The organism is Nostoc sp. (assembly GCF_036917775.1).
In the GTDB taxonomy this organism is placed as follows: Bacteria; Cyanobacteriota; Cyanobacteriia; order Cyanobacteriales; family Nostocaceae; genus Nostoc.
Window position 1 is genome coordinate 59,667 of record NZ_JBALEQ010000069.1, and the last position, 21,409, is coordinate 81,075.

Consider the following 21,409-nt stretch of genomic DNA (forward strand, 5'->3'; position numbering starts at 1 on the left):
ATACTAACAATATAGATGATGTAGCCTATGTCCATGACAGTAATTCTTGACAAAAAAAGTATCCACAGTTCATGTATTATCACTAGATACGTTCTTTTCGCATTGACGAAACAACTTTGGCAATTAGATTTTAAACCTTAAACTTACAAACGTGTTTCATGGCTCGCAAAAAATCACTTCCATTACAATCAACTGAAGTAACTCCATTAGCCCTCTCTCAATTACATATCCGCTTGGAGTTTTTAGAAGCAGAACACAAATCGCTACTTAAACAGATTAAGAGAAAGCGAACGGAATTGAACAATTTTGTTGAGCAAATGCGAACTTTTGCCACAGAAATATTTCATCAAGCTAGTCCCCACTTTCAAAAAATGGCTGAGTTAGACCGAGATATTCATGCTCTATTTGATGAAATTTTTACCACTAGAAAGTTTGGGAAGCAAACCATCAAAAATATAGAGGCAGTTTATCTTCAACTCCAGTTGGCAGGGATTATTAGTCCAAACGCGAATCGCAAACAATTCAATACAGAGTTAAACGAACTATTTAATAACTCCGAATCCGAAGCAGATTTTTCAGAGGAAGCGGCTGAAGGTAGTCATCAATATTGGCAAGCACAACAGTCTGTAGAATCTCCCTCTGTAGGAAGACCAGAGGATAAGAGAAAAATTCGGGAAACATTTCTCAGATTAGCTGAAATCTTTCACCCTGATAAGACAAGAGACAGCGAGACACAGATATATCATACAGAAATCATGAAATCAATCAATAAAGCTTACCAAGAAGGAGATTTGGCAAGACTTTTAGAAATTGAGCGAATTCAGCAGGTGGGAGAAGTTATTGATTTTAATAACGAGGATGATTTAACTCGCAAATGTCGAACTATAGAACAGCAAAATCAAATTCTCCTCACTCAATATGAAAACTTGAAACTGGAACTACGTTTAGTAAAAAATACTCCAGAAGGAGCTATGGTAAGTGATTCTCGTAAAGCTGCTAAAAAAGGCATTGACTCTATGTCTTTGATGCTAAAAACAATAGAATCTCAAATGAATGCTATTTCTCAAATCCGCGATTTTGTTAAGGACTTTAGAGAGCAGAAGATCACTATCAAAGAATTTCTCGGTGGGCCACCAACTCCACACACCTTAGACGAAGAAATTATGGAAGATATTCTGGAACAGATGTTGTCAGAATTAATGAGATAGTACAGTTTAACTTAACTGATTCCGAAACTTATGAACACTAATAGTTAATAAAACAACGGCAAAACCAAGCAATGCTAAAACATTCAACCACAGCACATCTAAACCAACTCCTTTAAGTAAAATACCTCTAACAATAGTAATGTAATGACGAAGTGGATTAAATAGAGAGAGGAATTGAAATAAAGGAGGCATGGATTCAATAGGAGATATTGCTCCCGAAGTTTGGATCATTGGTAAATTTATAAAAAAAGATGTGAGTAATACTTGTTGTTGAGAACCGCAAATAGTTGCTAACATAATACCTAAACTAATTCCCACAAATACATACATACTTGATAAAGCAAGAAAGAGCAGGAAACTTCCACGAAAGGGTAGGCTAAATACGACTGTTCCCAACGTTAAAGCTAATAGCACATCTCCCATGAGCAGGAATGCCAACGGGATAATTTTAGCTAATAAAATTTCCCAGTTGCTAGAGGGAGTCATTAACAATTGCTCTAAAGTTCCTGTATCTTTCTCGCGTACAACAGTTACTGCTGATACTAATGTACCGATTAATGTCAGGACTAAACCCATAACCCCCGGTACGAAAAACCAACTACTTGTGAGTCCAGGATTGTAAAGAAAAACGACTTCGGTTGAAACTGGCGGACTGACTTGACCCTGTACCAAACTGAAATTATATTGTTGGATAATCTGATTAACATAGTTAGCAGCAATTCCGGCTGTGTTTGCATTCACTCCATCGATGAATACTTGAATTTCTGCTGATTTTTTGGCTAGTTGGCGCGGAAAATCTGGTGGAATTATTAGTCCTACATCTAGCTTACCTTCTTCTACTTGACGGCTTAAATCTTTTTCACTTGTTGGTACAGATTCTAAGTTAAAAGTGTGATTAGATGTCATTGCTGAAACTAGTTCTCGACTGGCGGAGACATTGGCATAGTCAATTACACCCAGTCGTAAATTATGGACATCCGGGTTGAGTGCAAATCCGTAAAGCAATAATTGTACTGTTGGTGGCACAATTAATAAAACAATCAATTGTTTGTTTCGCAGAATTTGATTAATTTCTTTACGCACTAATGACCACAATGGGCTATCAAATAATTGCCAAATATATTTCATATATGATTAAGGCTGATAACTAACTACCAATGACCAATGACCAATGACTAATGACCAATGACTAATGACTATTGACTAATTTGCATTCGACTTAAAAGCCGACGCGCTACGTTGAAAAATACAAATCCCAAAACTGCAAGCATGAGTAAGTCAAACCAAACTCCTGTCCATCCTGTACCACGCACAAAAGCGTCACGGGTGATATCAATGAAATAACGGGCAGGAAATACGTTAGGTGTTAGTGAAAGGGGAAAAGGAATATTACTCAGGGGATAAATAAAACCAGATAGCAATAAAGATGTAATAAAACCGACAAGAGAAACAATTTGTACTGCGGAATTTTGGTTATTAGTGCGTACACCTATCAGTAAACCAAAGGAAACACTATCTATTAAAAAGAGTAGAGTTCCGATTAATAAAGTAATCGGGTTACTAATTACGCCGATCTGAAAAATTATTGACCCTAGTCCCATGACTACTAAAGCTTCTGTAATGGCAATTAGTAGGTAAGCTAGTCCTTTGCCAAGTAACAGTTCGGTTGCACTAATGCTAGAAGCATAAACTTGTAAAATTGTACCTTTTTCTTTTTCACGCACCATTGCGATCGCTGTTAGCAATGAGGGGAAAATCCACAATACAACACCATAGGTTCCTGGCACAATGTACAGTGACTCCAATCTACCAGGGTTAAACCACAAGCGGATTCGCGGTGTAATAATACTTTTATCTGGTAGCAATCCTTGGTCTTGCATGAAAAAATTAGTTACTCTTTGAATGTTACCTCTAATTACACGAGCATTATTAACATCTGTGGCATCAATTAATACTTGCACCTTTGTATTTCTACCAGCTTGAATATCTCGGCTAAATTGGGGAGGAATAACCACTGCGGCTTTAGCAATACCCCTGTCAATTGCATCGCGTGTCGGATTACCACCTGACCATTGTTTAGGTACAAATTGATTGGTGGCATACAACCGCTCAATATAGCTGCTACTCAGGTTTGTGCGGTCAAAATCTTGGACAATCAGGGGAATATCCTTACTTTCTAAACGAATTGCAAACCCAAAAATCAATAGAGTTAAAAATGGCAATAAAAATGCTAAACCTAAAGTTAAGCGATCGCGCCGAAATTGCGCTATTTCCTTCACACATTGGGAAAAAATTCTTTTCATTATTTATATCTCAGTTTTCATGTTCCTAATCCCCTACCGCACGTTCAACGATACCAATAAAAGCATCTTCCAAAGAGAAAGGAATCGGACGCAGAGATTCAATAGTCAGGTGTGCGGATTTTAAAAGCTGAGTTATTTCAGGAATTTCTGTTTCCGGGTGATCAAGAACAACGTGTAAACTATTGGCAAAAATCGAGACACGCCACGAATCAAGATGTTGTTTAAGTATCTTAGAAGCGGCTTGATTTTGCTTAACGATAATTTCTATAAGTTGTCCTGGTTGAGAAGCTTTGATAGAACTAGGTGAACCTTCGGCGGCGATTTCCCCGGCTACCATAAAACTCATGCGGTTACACTGTTCAGCTTCTTCCAAGTAGTGCGTTGTCACCAAAATAGCTGTACCATTGCGGGCAAAGTCATTAATCAGCTTCCAAAACTGACGACGGGCTAAAGGATCTACCCCGGATGTCGGTTCATCGAGAAATAAAATATCTGGTTCGTGCATTACAGAAGCGCCAAAAGCTACTCGCTGCTTCCAACCACCCGGTAATTGTCCGGTAAGCATCTGTTCTTGTCCCTCTAAGCCACAGGTAGCAATTACCCAATCAATCTTTTCTCGCCTAAGTTTGCGGGGTACGCTGTAAATCCCGCTATAAAACTCTAAGTTTTGCAGAATTGTCAGATCGTCGTAAAGAGTGAATTTCTGGCTCATATAACCAATACGTCGCCGTAAGTCACGGCTACGCAGATTTCCTGTTTCGCCGCCAAGGGAAATGTCACCACCACTAGCTGCTAGTAATCCACACAGCATTTTGATGGTAGTCGTTTTTCCGGCTCCATTTGCACCTAAAAGCCCAAATATTTCGCCATAGCGGACTTCGACATTGACGTTTTTGACTGCTTGGAAGTTACCAAATACACGGTTGAGATTGTGGGCATAAATAGCGATTTGCTCAGAAGAATTTTGAGGTTTGAATTGTTCCCTATTTCCCCCACGAGAACGAGGAAAGGACAAAAATGCTGGTGCTGAACCTTGTTGTCGTAGACGGGTGACAAAGACGTTTTCTAGGGTGGGTTCGCCACGTTCAATACTGGGGTGATGCTGTTGTAGTAATTGATTTACCTGGGTTTCACCAAGAGTTACATCTTGAACAAGAACATCCAAACGATCGCCAAATGTCTGCACATCGACTATATTTGTCTGCACATTCTCCAAGAGAAGTTTCTCGGCTATCTCTAGATTTGCTGTTCTGACTTCTAGGCGATGTAAGCCTAAATTGGCGCGTAATGCTGCGGGTGTACCAATTTCGTGAATTTGACCGCTATACATCAGTGCGACGCGATCGCAGCGTTCAGCTTCATCTAAATAGGGTGTGGCGACAACAATTGTCATCCCGTCGGCAGAAAGTTCTGCTAAGACATCCCAAAATTCCCTTCGGGAAACTGGATCAACCCCTGTGGTAGGTTCATCTAATAACAGTACTTCCGGTTGGGAAACCAAGGCACAACACAGCGCCAGCTTTTGTTTCATCCCGCCGGAAAGTTGACCCGCCAAGCGATCGCCAAACTGTTCCAAACTCATTAATTTTAAGTATTTCTGGCGGCGTTCCCGCAATAAATTATCACTCACTTGGCGCAATCCCGCCGCATAACGCAAGTTTTCATCAATACTGAGATCCAAGTACAAGGAAAACTGTTGTGTGAGATATCCCGTCCTTAAACGTGCGTCTCTTGCCGGCTGACCAAATACTTGCACTTCTCCCGCCGTCGCTTCCATCACCCCACCTAAGATGTGAAAGGTAGTAGTTTTACCAGCACCATCAGGGCCAATTAACCCAAACATCTCACCCTGATTGACAGTAAAATCAATTCCCCGGACAGCGATTAGTTGTCCATAATGTTTATGTAAATTACTAACTTTAATAGTAGTGGTTGAGTGATTAGATAATTGCAGTGGTTTAGGAGTTGATAATTTCATTTGCTGACCTCTTTACCCTGCAACGCAATCTCCGCATCTGCTGGCATTCCAATTTTCGCACAGGGCAAATCTGCACCAGAGTAGGGATTTTCTGGGTGAAAGCAGCCAGAAGGATTTTCTAACTGAATCCGCACGCCTACTACTTGTCTGACCCGATCTTTTTGAAAGTAGATATTTTCTGGGGTAAAAGAGGCTTGAGGATCAACAGAAATAACTTTGCCTATGAGGGGTTTTTCCAGCGCAGAATCAAGAAAGATTTTGGTTGTTTGTCCTAAGCGCACTTTCCCAATATCACCTTCGGGAATAAAACCTCGCAAATACACTGTATTAGGGTCAACTACTGTCAAAATTTTGGTTTGACTGCTAACTACAGTCCCGATCTCTGCACTACGGGCAGTTACTACCCCATCTAAAGGACTAACAACATTTAAATCTTTTTTCGAGTCTTCTATTTGGGTCAGGATTTGCTGTTTTGATGCTAAGGCATCTTTTACTTTGGCGTGAGCAGATTTTACCTTTGCTTGGGCAGATTTTAGTTGAGCAAAACTCTGATCTTTTTTTCTGTTTAATGCTTCTATTTGGGCATTGCGAATACCAGGATTGAAACTTGTAGTTTTAGCTTGGGTTAATGCCCCGACAACAGCGCGTAATTGTTCTTGTCCAGCATTTACTGCTGCTTTTCGTGCTTCTAGGGTGGCTACTGCTGTGTCAAAGGTGGTTTGTGCTTGGTCAAATTGTTGTTGATTAATAGCACCTTCTGTTACCAGTTTGGCATAGCGATCGCGATTCATTTTCGCTAATTTTACTTCTGCCTGTGCCTGCTTTGTCTGCGCCTGCGCTTGTAATAATTGTGCCTTGGCTGCTGCTACGTTAGATAGTGCCTGTTGAACTCGTCCTTGGGTATCTCCTTGGGATTGGTGATAATTAAGTTTTGCCTCACTGATTTGGCTATCAATTTGTTCAATCCCACTTTCCACTTGAGTAGCATCGGAAATTGCTTGCTGTTCATCAGATTGAGCAGATGCAACCCTAGCCTCAGCACCCCGGAGTTGTTCTTGTAGCAGTTGGTCGTTACTGTCATCCAACTTGATTAATTCTTGCCCCTTTTTTACTGCTGCCCCTTCGCGGACTGCAATTGAAACAATTCTTCCCGAACGCTTCACCCCAATTTCAGTTTCGTAACCCTCAATCCTTCCACTTACCTTCAGTACATTTGCTGCTCCTTGTTGTTGACTATGCCACAAGAAATAACTGATACCACCTGCTATAATCAGCAACCCTAGGAACAAAAAAACCAGTTTCTTCCGTTCCTGCTTAGATGGTGGCACTGGAACATTGATAATCCCTTCTGGAGATGTTGAGGCAGTCTGAGACATGATACTACCCTATATTTTTATCATTAAATATTTACTGGAACTATCATACTAGACTGTATGGTATGATTCTCCAAGAGACAAGAAATATGTAAAAAAATTTACGTCAAATATGCTTGAAACCTCTGGTTCCCAACCTGAAACTTTATCTCGTTTAAGAGCCATGACTCAAAAACAGGAGCAAATTTTGCAAGGAGCCATGCAGGTATTCTTGAGGGATGGCTATGCTGGAACCAGCATGGATCGGGTAAGTGCGGAAGCTGGAGTATCTAAGCAGACAATATACAGTCACTTTCAAGATAAAGAAGGATTATTTAAGGCGTTGATCGAAAGAGTAACAATTGCTAGCTTTCAGGGAATTTTTTCTACAGAAGATTTGTATGGTGAGCCTGCAATTTTCTTGCGCGAAATTGCTGAAACTTATTTAACAAAAGTTGCTGACAATCCTGAATACTTAGCACTATTCCGCTTGATTATCACCGAGTCGCAACGCTTTCCAGAATTGGCAAAATTATATACTCAAACCGTGATTCAAAGGGGACGGCTATTACTGAGCCAGTATTTAGCTTCTCACCCAGAATTAGGCATTAGTGACCCAGAAGCAACAGCGCAAATCTTTTTTGGCTCACTGGTATCCTATGTGATGGTGCAGGAAATGCTCTATGGCAAAGAAATGATGCCATTGTCACGCGATCGCATTTTAGATAGTTTAATGAGTTTGGTACTCGCCCATAAGTAGAGCGAGGTGAAAAAACCAAACTGTTATCCCCTCGGAGCTGATTTTTACTACCTCACAATCAGCGATCGCACAGTCGCTACGCCACTACAAAATTGTTCTTAAACAGCGTTAATTCGTTGCAAACCAGTATAAATATTGAATCGTTCTCCCCGCAGAAATCCAATTAAGGTGATCCCGAATTCCTTGGCTACAGATACCGCCAAACTACTGGGAGCAGAAACAGAACAAACAATGGGAACTCCAGCAGTTGTAGACTTTTGCAAAATCTCAAAACTAGAGCGTCCACTGACCAGCACAATACAATTATTTAAAGGTAACTGGTCACTGAGAAAAGCTGTACCAATCAATTTATCCAAAGCATTGTGTCGTCCAACATCTTCCCACAGGTTTAACAAATTACCTTGAGTATCGAAGATAGCCGCAGCGTGCAAACCTCCTGTAGCTGTGAAGATACCTTGAGCAGCCCGGAGTTTATCAGGTAGGCTGTATACGATCTCAGGTGTTACCGTCGGGCCAGAAGGAATCACTGGACATCCTCGCAGACGCAAAGCCTCAAGGCTAGCTTTACCACACACCCCACAGGCGCTACTTGTATAGAAATGACGCTCCAAAGGTTGTAAATCTGGAATCAAACCATCCCGCAATTCTACATTTACAATATTATGGCGTTGCTCACCATCTACTAATTCATCAACGCAGTAGCTGATACGTCGGATATCTTCTCTGCGGCTAACAACTCCTTCACTGTAGAGGAAACCAGCTGCTAGTTCAAAATCGGCCCCTGGTGTCCGCATTGTTACAGCTACCGTCTTCTGGAAAGGAACAAGACGAATTTCTAAAGGTTCTTCAGTAGTGAGATGATCTAAACGAGGTCGTACTTGACCTTTTTCCGCTACCCAAACCGTGACTTTGGTTTTGCTTTTAGTTGGCATTGTCAAATTTATGTAAGAGTTGGTAAATCGAAATTTTGATACTAATCTGGGAATAGAGTAATGCTATTTGTATATCAGATGTCTCTTTGATGCTCACTAACTACTTTGTGCAGTCGATCTAAATCGGGTAGGTTTTTATTTAGGAAGTAAAATGAACCTAATATTTTTGGCTTTCAGAAAAGTTTTATTTGCAATAGTCTTTGTGATTTCCCTTGGTTTTGCAGGATATCTAGTGAGTAATAACATTAGTCAAAGAGTAATTGAAAAATCTTTTGCTAAACAAGTCATATCTACTTCCACCGTTGGAAAAAGTTCTCAGCTACAGACACTTTTAAATGAGATAGTTGCAGAAGAAAAAATCCCCGGTGCAGTAATGTATATTTCTACACCTCAAGGTTCTTGGGTGGGAGCATCTGGTGTCAATAACTTGTCAACTAAAACTCGGATGAAACCCACAGATGGCTTTTCCATTGCCAGTATGAGTAAAACTTTTATGGCGGTGGTTGTGCTGAAATTAGTCGAGCAAAAGAAGATCGAATTAGATCGCGCGATCGCAACCTACCTACCAAGAGACATCACTCCTCATATTGTCAACAGCGATAAAATTACAGTTCGTCAATTGCTCAACCATACCAGTGGTGTTGCTGAATACTTAGATACAAAAGAGTTTATTCAAGCTACTGCCAAAAGAAGCCGCTCACAGCCTTGGACAGCCAGAGAAGCTATTCAGTATATGTACCAAGAAGAACCAAAGGCAAATCCTGGAGAAAAATTTATTTATACTGATTGTAACTACATTCTTTTGGAACTGATCGTTGAAAATATAACTAGGGAAACTCTCGCACAAGCAATCCGCAGTCAGATTTTAAAACCATTAGGATTAAAACACACCTTTACAGAATTGCGCGAACCGACAATTGGAGAAGTAGCTACAGGTTATAGCGATCGCAATCAGGATGGTAAGCTAGATAGCAACGCCGAAGTCAATGATGGCAACGGCTTAGGAGATGGTGGATTGGTTTCAACAGCAGAGGATTTAGCCAAGTTTGCTAAAGCGTTATTTGTCAAAAAAAGCTTACTTTCCTCGAAGATGATGAAAGAAATGCTGAAATTTAAAGATAATGGCGAAAGCTATAGTTATGGGTTAGGTGTAGAACGGTTCTCATCTCCTTTAGAAACAGCAATTGGCCATAGTGGTATAGCTTATGGCTTCACAACATTGCTGGCATATCTCCCCAATCAAAATACCACTATAGTCGTGCTGCTAAACGATCAGGGTGTTGATATTAAATCAATAGCTAGGACAGGTTTAGAGGTTATTAGTAATTAAATAATCAGGACTTGGCTACATTTTTGAATTTATATTAGAAAATAAAGCCTCAAACCTTGATCTAGTTATAGTTTCTGTTTTCTGAGACTGATGGAAGAGCGTTAGGGACTTCCAAAAAATAAATTATCCAAAATTATTTGTATATTTGTAAAGGCGCAAGTCCTTGCGCCCCTACCCAAACTTACTAATAGCATCAGGATTCATAATTATTGGCAAGCAAGTATGGTAATTCAATAATGACTTCCGTTTTTCTATTTAATTGCGAAATAACTTGAATACTTCCTTGATGATTTTGGATAATCTGATAGCAAACAGTTAAACCTAAACCTATACCTTTACCAACAGATTTAGTAGTAAAAAATGGATCAAATACTTGGAGAATGTTTTTATCATCTATACCCATACCATTGTCAATAACTTTAATTATCACACTATTTTTAGTATCTTTAGTTTGAATTATAATTTTTTTATCCAACTGTTCTGGATGTAATTCCAAAGCATCTATCGCATTTAGTAAAAGCTGCATAAATACTTGATTCAGTTGTCGAGGATAACATTCAATTAGTGGTAAATTGTCATATTTTTTAATTACCTGGATAACTGGACAATCATGATGAGGATTCAGACGATGCTGTAGCAGCAACAAAGTACTATCAATTCCTTCATGAAGGTTAACTTTTTTGATCTCGGCTTCATCATGCCGAGAAAAATTTCTCAAAGAGAAAATAATCTCTTGAATCCGATTAGCACCTGTGTCCATAGAAGCTATAATTTGAGGTAAATCTTTTATTAAATAATCAAGTTCAATTTTTTCTGTATAAGTTTGAATCTCTTGATCTGAATAGCGTTGCTGATATCTGAAGATGAGATTGAATAAATCTTGAGTATAGTTGTTGATGTGAGTGAGATTAGCGTAGATAAAATTAATTGGATTATTAATTTCGTGGGCGATACCAGCAACTAGATTACCTAACGAAGACATTTTTTCTGTTTGAATTAAGTGCGATTCCGCCATTTTTAAATTATCTAAAGCTGTATGCAGTTGTTCAGTTTTCATCTCTAGTTCCTGATTTTTTTGTAACAGCTCTACTGTCCGCTCTTGCACTCGTTCTTCCAATGTTTGACGAGCTAGTTCTAATTCTTGAGTGCGTTGCACTACCCTTTGCTCTAAATTGTTGATTAGGGTTGTGAGAGAATTAGCCATTTCCTGATAAGCATTAGCTAACTGCCCAATTTCACCACCATTTTTAACATTAGGAATTGGGCTAGTCAAATCACCTGCTGCTAAAGTTTTACTACGCTTTGCAAGTTGAATAATTGGCTTACTAATTTGTTGAGCTAATAAATTAGCAATTAATATTGACAGTAGTACTGCTAAACTTAACCCCAACCAAAATAAGCGGGTAAGAGTTAGCTTCGCCTCCTGAAAATATTTGGCTACAATTTGAATCTTGACAATGGCAATAGGCTTATTATCAGAATATATGGGAGCATAAATTGTATTTAATCCCAAATCTGGCTGAATTCGATAGACCGAGTTTTTTTGGGAAATATTTGGTAAAATTTGAGAATAAAAATAAGTTTTTTCCCAAATATCTGGTTTCCAATTAGAACTACTAGAAACGAAAAACTTTCCATCTAAAGAAATTATTTCCAATCTGCTTGTCGGCTGCGAATAATTTAAAAATTGTCGGAGCCATACTTTATCCATTAACTGTCCTGCAATTAAAGTTCCGAATGGCTTTCCAGTTCCATCACTGCGAGAAATCGGTGAGCCTCCCAACAATACTAATCCTTTTGTCCCTGTATCAATTAACTCCTGAGATAATTTCTTCTGGTTATTTAAATCTTTGATTTTTGCTTGTACTATTGGGAGATTAAATAACTGACTCCCAGCAAAACCAATAACCTCCTCATTTTGCGATCGAATCACCTTCACTAGATCAAGATCAGTAGTGAATAATAGTTGAGTAGAAACTTCTTTTTTTATCCACCCCCGATCTGAATGTTGAACTGCATTATACAAATCAGTCCAATTAGCATAACTGGAAATTAAATTTGCTAATCCTTTTTCTGTAGCAGCTGTGTATCCACGAAAAGCTAAAACTTGATCATCAAGTCTAGTTTTTTCTAGTTCAATGAGTGGTTGTTCTAGTAATTGCCAAACTGCACTGCTCAAAACGAAAACTGGTAATAAAGATGCTCCAAATGTAAAAACTAGAATTTTGGGTTGAAGTTTTTGCAAAAATTTTAGTCTTTTAAGGTTTATCATCTGCAAGTACCTTTGATGAATTATCTGGGATTTTTAACACGCTTGATTTAAGCAACGCAGATGTCATCCTAACTTACCAGAAAGAGAGAAAGGGAAAAGAGTGGTAAATGTTGCAACTATTTTAGATTCTCCCACAAACTATAAAACCCCTATTTTTAAATATGCAGAATATTAAATAATATTTTGAGACACTTAGTGCGTTCGCCTATGGTGTCTCGTGTGAGCTTAATTTAGCGCTCCTTTCTTAAGATTCAGTATTTTTGCAATTGACAATTAGTTCAGAGGCCAGCCGTATATATATACTCCGCTCTCTCATTCTGACCTTATGCTCTCTCTATAGGTATTTTTGTTTTAAGGCAACACGCAGTAAATTTATATCTAGTAGTCCACTAGACTAACTTTGGTAGATGAATAACTTCTTATTCGGGACTTTAGTGATTAATTTGAATGCTAAAGTGCTTACTACGATCCTAGTAAACTTGGCTTGATAAACTCTATATTATGTTGTGCGATCGCGTTAGCTTTAGTACATAAGTTAAATTAATAAAAAAGCTTGTATTGATGAATCAAAGCGTAAGTGTTGCTCCCAGCCTAGAAGAACACACTCATGAAAATCCTGTTGTCACCAAACAACAGCTATTTACGAAGCAATTAATTGTCCTTGTGTTGGAAATGCTTCTGGCATTACCTCTGGGTTTACTCCTCGCCAAGTTCCCAATTGGCAGGATTGCCTGGATATTTGGTGGGATTGCTGCTGGTACAGTAGTTCTTCAAGGGTGTCGAATTTTTTATCAATATTATCCTCAACCTAACCGCACTGCTCGAAAAGTGGGAATGGCACTTGTAGGCTTAACTGTTGGCGCTTCCAATACCCACGGTAATCTAGCTAGTGTTGCTTCTAGTATTCCCATATTTATTTTTCTGACCTTATTTCTGCTGCTGAGTGGAAGTTGTATTGGTTATATGTATGCCCGCCTCAGCAAAACCAACCTATTGACAGCAATGCTGGCTACTGTTCCTGGTGGTGTGGGAATTATGGCAGCGATCGCTGCCGATTACAATAAAAATGTTAGCTTAGTTGCCCTAGTTCAGGCGATTCGCGTCACCTCAGTAGTTGTTTTGATCCCCTTCATCGCTAAGACATCAGCCGGTAATTACTATCCACAAACGCTCCCAATCAACCCTGATTGGCTCAATCTCGATCCATCTCAACTAGAATTACTGTTGTTAATACTCCTAATCACTGCATTAGTAGTTTATCCAGCTATATTATTTAAAATTCCCGCCGGCGATTTCTTTGGTGCATTGTTAATTGGTATCGGGTTTAATCCTTTGCTACATTGGCTGCCTTTTGTGGGTGATATTAGTTTTAGTCCCCCGCCAATAATAAACTTATTGGGTCAAATGCTCCTGGGAATTACCATTGGTGAGTATTGGGGAGATAAACCCAACTTTCAGAAGCGGACTGTCGGCTATGCCTTGATGTCTGTAGGGATGACCCTCATCGCTGGAGCGATCGCTGCTATACTTGCGATGCAATTCACCTCTTGGGACTGGTTAACCTGTTTGCTAGTCACAGCACCAGGAGGATCGGCAGAAATGATTTTGGTTTCCCTGGCATTAAATCATAATGTTGAAATTGTCACAACAGGTCATTTAGTGCGACTAATTGCGATTAACAGTTCCCTACCTCTTTGGGTGTTTTTGTTTAGCCGTTTAGATGAGCAAATTTCTGAATCAGTTTAAAGGTATTGGGAATTGGGAATTGGGAATTGGTACTGAGCGCAGTCGTACTCCTTTGGAGAAGCATAGCCTCTCGTAGGGAAGTATGGGGCATTAGTTTTTGACAAATGACTAATGACCAATGACAAAAATGCAACTTGAATGCTGGTTAGCTTATCCTTTTGTTATCCAAACACTAAGGATGCTTTAGATGGTTGCTCAAATCCAAGAACTTGAAGCGCAGCACTGGGTTAAAACTCGTTCTTCCCTCGACCCTAGCGAATCCACTTTCCTGATTTGGAAAGGTAAGATTTATGCCTTTATCCCCGGTGAGAAAAGACAACTCCTATTTAAAATGCTGGGATTGAGTGTTAGCCGATGTATTCCCACAGCAGAGGGTAGCTGGGATTTTACTTCTAGAGAACTGACTTACTATCTCAATCCAAAAACAGATGAAATCTTACGCAAATGGGAGAATCCTTGGACAAGCGAGACAGTTCCGGTAATTCACGTTGCCAATAATCCAGTGCAGGGTAAGTTTGAGGGAAATTTCCCAGCACAAGTAGATGGTGACAGCACAACCTTCGTTTTTGACATATTTCCCTATTACCCCAATCCCCTAGCAGACGATCCCAAATTTGCCGAATACAGCCCAAATCCAATTTATCAGGCAGCAGAATTGTTTAAATTGACTGTGCCAACCGCAGATTTATTCAACTCAGCGCTTCCCTCTGTTTCTGAACTCAAACTGAGTTGGGATCGGATTGGTCAATGGCTTCCCTGGATGAAAATGGGCGATCGCCCCGGTCAACTGATCTACAGTGCTGTTGGCAGCAAAGTCAAGGGTTTAACGGAATTACCCCCACTGCTGCAAGACGAAATTAATAACCGTATTCCTCTATATAAACAAGCCCCAAAAGCATTGAGCGATGGGGAAGATATGACTTCCTGGTTGTACTTCCAAAAGCACTTTCAGTCTTATTTAGCTGGTGAAATCTTCCCGCTTCCCCAAGCAGAAGAATTGTAAATTACAGCAGTTTTCATGTATTTGAAGCACATCTGTCGTAGGGGCAATTCATGAATTGCCCCTACAGCGTGGTCTATTTACCTGAAAATAGCTGTAACTGGAGGACACGCGAAGAGAGATAATTTAGAGTTTGGTAACTATATCTATATATAGATAAACGAGAGTTAGATAAACCTTTCCTGCTTTAATCCAATACGCTTGGGTTAAGGGCTACTGGCAAAAATTTGGGTTTTTCGAGACGCGATAAATCGCCGTCTCTACAAGTGTTTTGGTCTTATCTGAACTGTATTGTGCTTTAACCTTGTGTTCCAATTTTTCCCTCTCCGCCTCGGAGAGGGACAGGTTTTGCGTAGTAAAACCAGGGAGAGGTCTTTTTATTCAAATTTCGCCTCTTGTCCTAAACAATCAAATAGATGTAAACCTAACCGTTGGGAAAGTTCTTCACACACCTTCACCCCTCGCACACTGTTACCACGCACATCTAGCAGGGGCGAAAAAACTCCAATTCCCATCTTATTGGGTACAACGGCGATAATCCCACCACAAACTCCGCTTTTTGCCGGAATCCCAATTTTGTAAGCCCACTCACCTGCAAAATTGTACATTCCGCAGGTGTACATCACACTCAGAATATCTTTGATGTAACGCTTATCTACCGCCTGTTCTTTGGTGATGGGGTTCATACCTTTGTTAGCTAGAGTAGCCGCCATCACTGCTAAGTCTTCGCAATTCACTATCACAGCACACTGCTGGAAATAAAGATCCAGCGACTCTTCAATATTCCGGTCAATCATGCCAAAGTTGAGCATCAGATGCGCCATTGCACGGTTGCGATGTCCGGTACTGCGTTCTGAGGTAAAAACTGAAATGTCGACGAACACGTCCCGGCCGATATATCGCTTGTACATATCCAGCATTCGGTTAAGACGTTCCGTTGGGCCAGAACCTTTGATTAAGCTAGTGGTTGCGATCGCACCAGCGTTTACCATTGGGTTATAAGGTCGCTTCGATTGCTCATCTAAAACGATCGCGTTGAATGCGTCGCCCGTCGGTTCTACGCCAACTCTAGTTAAAACGTAATCTAGTCCATGATCTTCTAAGGCAAGTCCATAAGCAAACACTTTGGAAATCGACTGAATGGTAAAAAGTTGGTCGTAATTGCCAACTTTGTAAATCTGACCATCTACTGTGACAATGCAAATGCTGAACAAATCCGGGTTTACCTTTGCCAATTCTGGAATATATTTCGCTACTGCACCCTCTTGCAGTAACCTGTACTGAGAATGCAATTCCTGAAGAACAGCTAATAATGGCGATGAATCTATTTCTAAATCTCTCTGATTTACTTGGCTTGTCATCACGGTGATAGCACTCCCCAAAATACTCACTATATATAGATAGGGGTGCAGCCGTACATACATACAGCCGCAAAGATTTTGTCAAATATCGCTTGCTCTAAAAAATCATCTTTGAGCAATTACTGAGTACCAAAAATAGCTGTTGTTATTTTTAATACCACCAAAAAATGATCTACAAGCGATCGCGAAGATTTTCTAATTTTTTCATCATTAATCACAAAAAATATTAGGTTGAGTATACTTCTTTATTTTATACTCAGTAACACGGTAATTTAAAGTAATATTAATCACTTATCTACGTTGACTTATGGGGAATAAAAGTCATGATTAATCTAAGTAGAAAAAACATCTTCAACTCAAACTAATTTGCATAATTATTGTAGATGTAACTCATATCACGACTTATTCATAGGGAAATCTAAATATTTCATTAAATAAATGATTTTAAGTATTTATGCCGATGCCATTTAATTAAAGTTATATTATCTTCTTATAGGAAATAGTGAAAATACATGTTATCTAGAATACACGAGTAGTAGTGAGCCTTTAGAACAGAAGTCAATAGGGTGTCGTCACTTTGGGGTGCAACAAGCATAAAGTTTTTTTAAGAAATTTTTGAGTTGCAGAAAAAAGCGTTACATAGCCAAAGCCCGCCTTTGAGAAAGGTTTCACCCTTAAATTTGGAACTTTAATTTGATTCAGCAGTCGATAATTACGCTAAAACCCTGATCCCCAAGCCAAAAGGTTCGTGTTAGTCTGTTGCGAGTTATAAATAACAAAGTGAAAACGGAACGAGTTCGAGTTTTTCAGAAGGGAAATCACTTTCACGAGTGAAAAATCCCGCAATTTATAAAACTTTAAAGTTCTACAGTCGCTTTCAAAAACGGACGCATGAATCAAAGACATTTGTGGATTATTGTTGCCCTGTCTATGGCTGTTTTGGGCATACCTTCAGTCGGTTGTACTCAAACCACCAAGGGAAATGCTCTAGCATCCCAAAAATCACCTGCCCCTGATGTGGTTAAGGTGGGAGAGTACCAATCCAGAGCAGGGAGACAAACCTTGGATGCTGTGATTACAGAAATTCATCCTCACAACATTAGAGGACGTAAGGCGGCAACCCTTTTTATCCGAAATATACCTGTTCTTACCTTTTTGAGTTCTGTATCAAATACGAATTTTGAATCTAAAAAAGTTGGTGCAATTGGAAATACTGGGGGCGTACAAGAGTACGCCCTTATTGCTAGCAATTCACCAAAGGCACTGAATGCTGATGATGTAAGAGATGTGAGTAACCAGATTAGCTCCTCTGACAATGACCCGGTTCAGATAGCTGGTGTAGTAGCAGCTAAGATCAACCAGTTGAATCGGGAAAGTGTAGACGGCAGTAAAATTACCGTCAGTTGGAAAGCAGGGGAAAAATCTAATGCCAATCAAGCACAAAACAAAAGCGCTCCCTCCCAGCAAGATGGCGATCGCTATGTAATCAAAATTAATGGCGAAGAATTGGTCGAAATTAATGAAGGTACACGATTAGCAGGTAGCACCAATAATCTGGCGCAAGATGCTTTGCAAGCAACCAATCGCCTACGGAGGCTAATGGGCAATGCCTCTCCCCTAAAAGAGATTGCGAATTTACCAGTACGTCAAATAACAATACCTAAGCTACCCCAACAGGTTGCTGTCGGAGTAGTGCAAGCCACCTTAAGAGGCATGGCTTCTTTTTACGGCTATGATGGTTCTGGTACTCGTACTGCTAGCGGTCAGAGATTCAACCCAGAAGCAATGACTGCCGCCCATCGCAGCTTACCCTTTGGTACGCAAGTGCGCGTAACCAACACCCGCAACGGTCGTTCTGTAGTGCTGCGAATTAATGACCGAGGCCCATACATTCGGGGTCGAGTCATTGACGTATCTGCTGGCGCGGCTCGAATTTTGGGAATGATGGGTAGTGGTGTTGCACCAGTACATATTGAAGTTTTAGGAAAATAATCGAGTAGGTTACAGGTTACAGGTTACAGGGAAAAGATTATTCCCTATCACCTGTCACCTATAACCTTTCCCCTAAATCCAATTCAAGTTCCGTATCACTTAATTCCCCTAGTTCAATCAACTCTTCCCTCTGTTTCAGATATAAACTAACGGGGGAGGGATCGATAAGAACTAGGGGTATTTTTGTGCGCCTGCTGACAACAGTCGCAGCTTTACGCTGCTATTTAACTAAACGCTGCTCAGAAAACAAGCTGATTGCGGTTACTGAGGATCTAAGACTAGATGAGATAACTGGCTGGTATCAGACGGCAGTCGGTCTAGTACCAACGATGGGGAATTTGCATCAAGGTCATTTAAGCTTGATCCAACGGGCGCGGCAAGAAAATTCTACGGTGATTGTGAGTATTTTCGTCAATCCCCTGCAATTTGCTCCTAACGAGGATTACCAACGCTACCCCCGGACTTTAGAGCAAGACCAAAAACTTTGTGAACAAGCTGGGGTAGATGCCATTTTTGCACCGACTCCTGAAGAGATGGCAGTTCCCCAGAAGAGTATACAAGAATCAAAGGTTACACAAGTTATACCCCCATCTGCTATGATGACAGGCTTGTGTGGTCGTTCTCGCCTGGGTCACTTTCAAGGTGTCGCTACGATTGTTACCAAGCTTTTCAACTTGGTACAGCCTGACCGTGCCTACTTTGGTCAAAAAGATGGTCAGCAACTGGCAATTATTAAACGCTTAGTAGCTGACTTAAATTTGCCAGTAGAAATTGTTGCTTGTCCAACAGTGCGGGAAGCATCGGGTCTTGCCTTCAGTTCTCGTAATCAATATTTGACTGCAACGGCAAAAGAACAAGCGGCAGCATTATATCGCGGCTTGCAACGGGCTGAAGCTGCATTCATTGCAGGCGATCGCAATAGCAACAAGTTGATAGCAGTGGTACAGCAAGAAGTGGCAATGGTCAGCACAATTTTAGTGGAATATATTGAATTAGTTGAACCGACTACGTTGATGTCTTTAGAAAAAGTTGAGGAGGAAGGAATGTTGGCGATCGCAGCTCGTCTTGGTTCTACACGTTTGATTGACAATATCATCTTGCGCGATCGTCAACCCATTATCGCCATTGATGGCCCAGCCGGGGCTGGAAAATCGACAGTGGCGCGGCAAGTGGCAGCAAACCTGGGTTTAGTCTATTTAGATACAGGAGCAATGTACCGTGCTGTCACTTGGCTTGTACTGCAAAAGGGGATTGCGATTGATGATGAGTGTGCGATCGCTGAATTAACTAACCTGTGTAAAATTGAACTTACTCCTACCCAGGATTTACAATCGTCCGTGCAGGTTTGGATTAACGGTACTGATGTTACCCAGGTAATTCGCACCATTGAGGTAACATCTCTTGTATCTGCGATCGCAGCCCAAAGCGCTGTCCGTCAAGCACTGGTTAAACAACAACAAAGCTGGGGTAAAAAAGGTGGTTTAGTCGCTGAGGGACGAGACATTGGTACTCACGTTTTCCCCGATGCCGAAGTCAAAATCTTTTTAACTGCTTCTGTGAGTGAACGCGCCCGTCGCCGCCAGGAAGACTTTCACAAACAAGGCCAATCCGCAATCAATTTAGAGCAGTTAGAACGGGATATTGCCGAACGTGACTGGAAAGATAGCACACGCAAAGTTTCGCCTTTGCAAAAAGCAGCAGATGCCATTGAACTTCAAACTGATGGTTTGGATGTGTCTGAAGTCACGGCACAAATTGTTAACTATTACCAGCAGCGTTTATCTCAGTGCTAATCAACGCTATTTACTGTTAACTTTTTAGTTTCAAAGGGTGGTGGGTGAGTGATTATTCACTTACCATCCTCAAAACAATATTTAAAAATTAAGATAATTTAATAAGTGATTTATTAAACCTTATATTTAAAAAAATTAGATAATTTAGGTATTAAATCATCTCACTTTCGACTGATTTACCACATCGGAATTAATCCTACTAAAGATAGAAGTATGAAAGCTTTAATTGCTAAATGCTAATTACAGATTGGGCTTTCGCTACGAGATATTAGCCATTTTTATTTATAACCGTGAATTCATAGCGATTTGACTTATCAGCGAAGTACTTTGTTTTCATCTTCACTTTATCTTCACTTTGGTAGTAGAATGACGATGTTAAGTTTTATGTTCCATCATTAAAGACATAAAACCTTAAAAATAAAAGCTGTTAATTTTCCAAGCTTCTGCAATAGCTTGAAACTGGAAACCGGTAAAGAGAGGATTTCACACAATGGTATTTGTACAGCCCCCGCTACCCTTCGACAAGAATGCTTTAGAGCCAAATGGCATGAAAGCTGAAACTTTCGAGTATCACTATGGCAAGCATCATAAAGCTTATGTAGACAACCTCAACAAGCTGACTGAAGGTACAGAACTTGCTGATAAGTCTCTGGAAGAAGTGATCAAAATTTCCTTCCAAGACTCCTCTAAGGCGGGAATCTTCAACAACGCTGCTCAAGTTTGGAACCACACCTTCTTCTGGAATTCCTTGAAGCCAAATGGTGGCGGCACACCCACTGGCGATCTCGCAGCCAGAATTGATAAAGATTTTGGTAGCTTAGACAAATTCAAAGAAGAGTTCTCTAACGCAGCTGCAACTCAATTTGGCAGTGGTTGGTCTTGGCTGATTGATGATGGTGGTACGCTGAAGGTGATCAAAACACCAAATGCAGAAAACCCTCTAGCTCATGGTAAGAAAGCACTCCTAACCTTGGATGTTTGGGAACACGCTTACTACATTGACTACAGAAATGCCCGTCCAGCGTTCATCAAGAATTTCCTAGATAACTTGGTTAACTGGGACTTTGCTGCTGAAAATTTGGCTAAAGCTTAATTAATTGCTGGTTTGAACTGAGTGCGATGCCTTTTAGTAAGCTGCTCCATAAGTTAATTTGCAAAAGTTGAAGCAGAAAGTCCACCAGAAAAGGGAGAAATTCTTTTTAGTTTCTCCCTTTTCTGTTTTTCAGTAGTGAAATAAGCATTGTCTGAATAAAAGTAGTGGTGGTATCAAAATAAAAGTTAGGGCTTAGTCATTGACAGAAAAAACCAAATATGAATGTTTAAAAAACCATTTATTGCAAGGGCAATACACTGCGGAAAGCCGCTCCACATCTACATGAATT

General features: G+C 40.2%; 15 protein-coding genes. 8 read left to right on the plus strand and 7 right to left on the minus strand.

Annotated elements, in window-relative coordinates:
* Positions 1-158 precede the first annotated feature (158 nt).
* Positions 159-1,208 carry a J domain-containing protein gene (locus V7K69_RS12510; protein WP_335034715.1) on the plus strand — a complete coding sequence of 350 codons (1,050 nt, stop codon included), beginning with the start codon at positions 159-161 and terminating at the stop codon, positions 1,206-1,208.
* Between the two features lie 6 nt (positions 1,209-1,214).
* On the opposite strand, the gene V7K69_RS12515 is transcribed toward V7K69_RS12510, so the two are convergent.
* From V7K69_RS12515 to V7K69_RS12530, 4 genes are all read right to left on the minus strand, one after another.
* A complete protein-coding gene (locus V7K69_RS12515) occupies positions 1,215-2,336 on the minus strand; it encodes an ABC transporter permease (RefSeq protein WP_335034717.1) in 1,122 nt (373 codons plus the stop codon).
* Positions 2,337-2,404: 68 nt separating this feature from the next.
* A complete protein-coding gene (locus tag V7K69_RS12520; RefSeq protein WP_335034719.1) occupies positions 2,405-3,511 on the minus strand; it encodes an ABC transporter permease in 1,107 nt (368 codons plus the stop codon).
* A gap of 25 nt (positions 3,512-3,536) precedes the next feature.
* Positions 3,537-5,489 (minus strand): ATP-binding cassette domain-containing protein, encoded by a 1,953-nt coding sequence (locus tag V7K69_RS12525; RefSeq protein WP_335034721.1) that lies wholly within the window; start codon positions 5,487-5,489, stop codon positions 3,537-3,539.
* Positions 5,486-6,865, minus strand: a complete 1,380-nt coding sequence (locus tag V7K69_RS12530) for an HlyD family secretion protein (RefSeq protein WP_335034723.1) — start codon at positions 6,863-6,865, stop codon at positions 5,486-5,488. The genes V7K69_RS12525 and V7K69_RS12530 overlap by 4 nt, the downstream gene beginning before the upstream one ends.
* Before the next feature lie 109 nt (positions 6,866-6,974).
* Between V7K69_RS12530 and V7K69_RS12535 the strand changes: the two genes are divergently transcribed.
* Positions 6,975-7,601, plus strand: a complete 627-nt coding sequence (locus V7K69_RS12535; RefSeq protein WP_335034725.1) for a TetR/AcrR family transcriptional regulator — start codon at positions 6,975-6,977, stop codon at positions 7,599-7,601.
* A gap of 98 nt (positions 7,602-7,699) precedes the next feature.
* Here V7K69_RS12535 and fdhD read toward each other — a convergent pair whose 3' ends face one another.
* Positions 7,700-8,533, minus strand: coding sequence for a formate dehydrogenase accessory sulfurtransferase FdhD (gene fdhD / locus V7K69_RS12540; protein WP_335034727.1), 834 nt, complete (start codon positions 8,531-8,533; stop codon positions 7,700-7,702).
* 151 nt (positions 8,534-8,684) lie between these two features.
* Between fdhD and V7K69_RS12545 the strand changes: the two genes are divergently transcribed.
* A complete protein-coding gene (locus V7K69_RS12545; RefSeq protein ID WP_335034729.1) occupies positions 8,685-9,863 on the plus strand; it encodes a serine hydrolase domain-containing protein in 1,179 nt (392 codons plus the stop codon).
* Between the two features lie 193 nt (positions 9,864-10,056).
* On the opposite strand, the gene V7K69_RS12550 is transcribed toward V7K69_RS12545, so the two are convergent.
* Complete coding sequence (locus V7K69_RS12550) at positions 10,057-12,135, minus strand: ATP-binding protein (protein ID WP_335034731.1); 2,079 nt, start codon at positions 12,133-12,135, stop codon at positions 10,057-10,059.
* 561 nt (positions 12,136-12,696) lie between these two features.
* Here V7K69_RS12550 and V7K69_RS12555 point away from each other — a divergent pair.
* Positions 12,697-13,881, plus strand: coding sequence for an AbrB family transcriptional regulator (locus tag V7K69_RS12555; protein WP_335034733.1), 1,185 nt, complete (start codon positions 12,697-12,699; stop codon positions 13,879-13,881).
* A 187-nt stretch (positions 13,882-14,068) separates the two neighbouring features.
* Positions 14,069-14,884 carry a DUF1838 domain-containing protein gene (locus tag V7K69_RS12560; protein ID WP_335034735.1) on the plus strand — a complete coding sequence of 272 codons (816 nt, stop codon included), beginning with the start codon at positions 14,069-14,071 and terminating at the stop codon, positions 14,882-14,884.
* Positions 14,885-15,258: 374 nt separating this feature from the next.
* Here the strand turns inward: V7K69_RS12560 and glsA are convergent, their stop codons facing one another.
* The gene (glsA, locus tag V7K69_RS12565; protein ID WP_335034737.1) at positions 15,259-16,242 is read right to left on the minus strand and encodes a glutaminase A; all 984 of its coding nucleotides are present in this window, start codon (positions 16,240-16,242) and stop codon (positions 15,259-15,261) included.
* 891 nt (positions 16,243-17,133) lie between these two features.
* On the opposite strand from glsA, the gene V7K69_RS12570 reads away from it, so the two are divergent.
* The 3 genes from V7K69_RS12570 (at position 17,134) to V7K69_RS12580 (ending at position 21,120) form a co-directional block, all read left to right on the plus strand.
* Entirely contained in the window at positions 17,134-18,234 is a 1,101-nt protein-coding gene (locus V7K69_RS12570; protein WP_335034739.1) for a septal ring lytic transglycosylase RlpA family protein, read from the plus strand.
* Between the two features lie 185 nt (positions 18,235-18,419).
* Positions 18,420-20,027 carry a bifunctional pantoate--beta-alanine ligase/(d)CMP kinase gene (locus tag V7K69_RS12575; protein ID WP_335034741.1) on the plus strand — a complete coding sequence of 536 codons (1,608 nt, stop codon included), beginning with the start codon at positions 18,420-18,422 and terminating at the stop codon, positions 20,025-20,027.
* Positions 20,028-20,517: 490 nt separating this feature from the next.
* The gene (locus V7K69_RS12580; RefSeq protein ID WP_335034744.1) at positions 20,518-21,120 is read left to right on the plus strand and encodes a superoxide dismutase; all 603 of its coding nucleotides are present in this window, start codon (positions 20,518-20,520) and stop codon (positions 21,118-21,120) included.
* Positions 21,121-21,409: the final 289 nt, after the last annotated feature.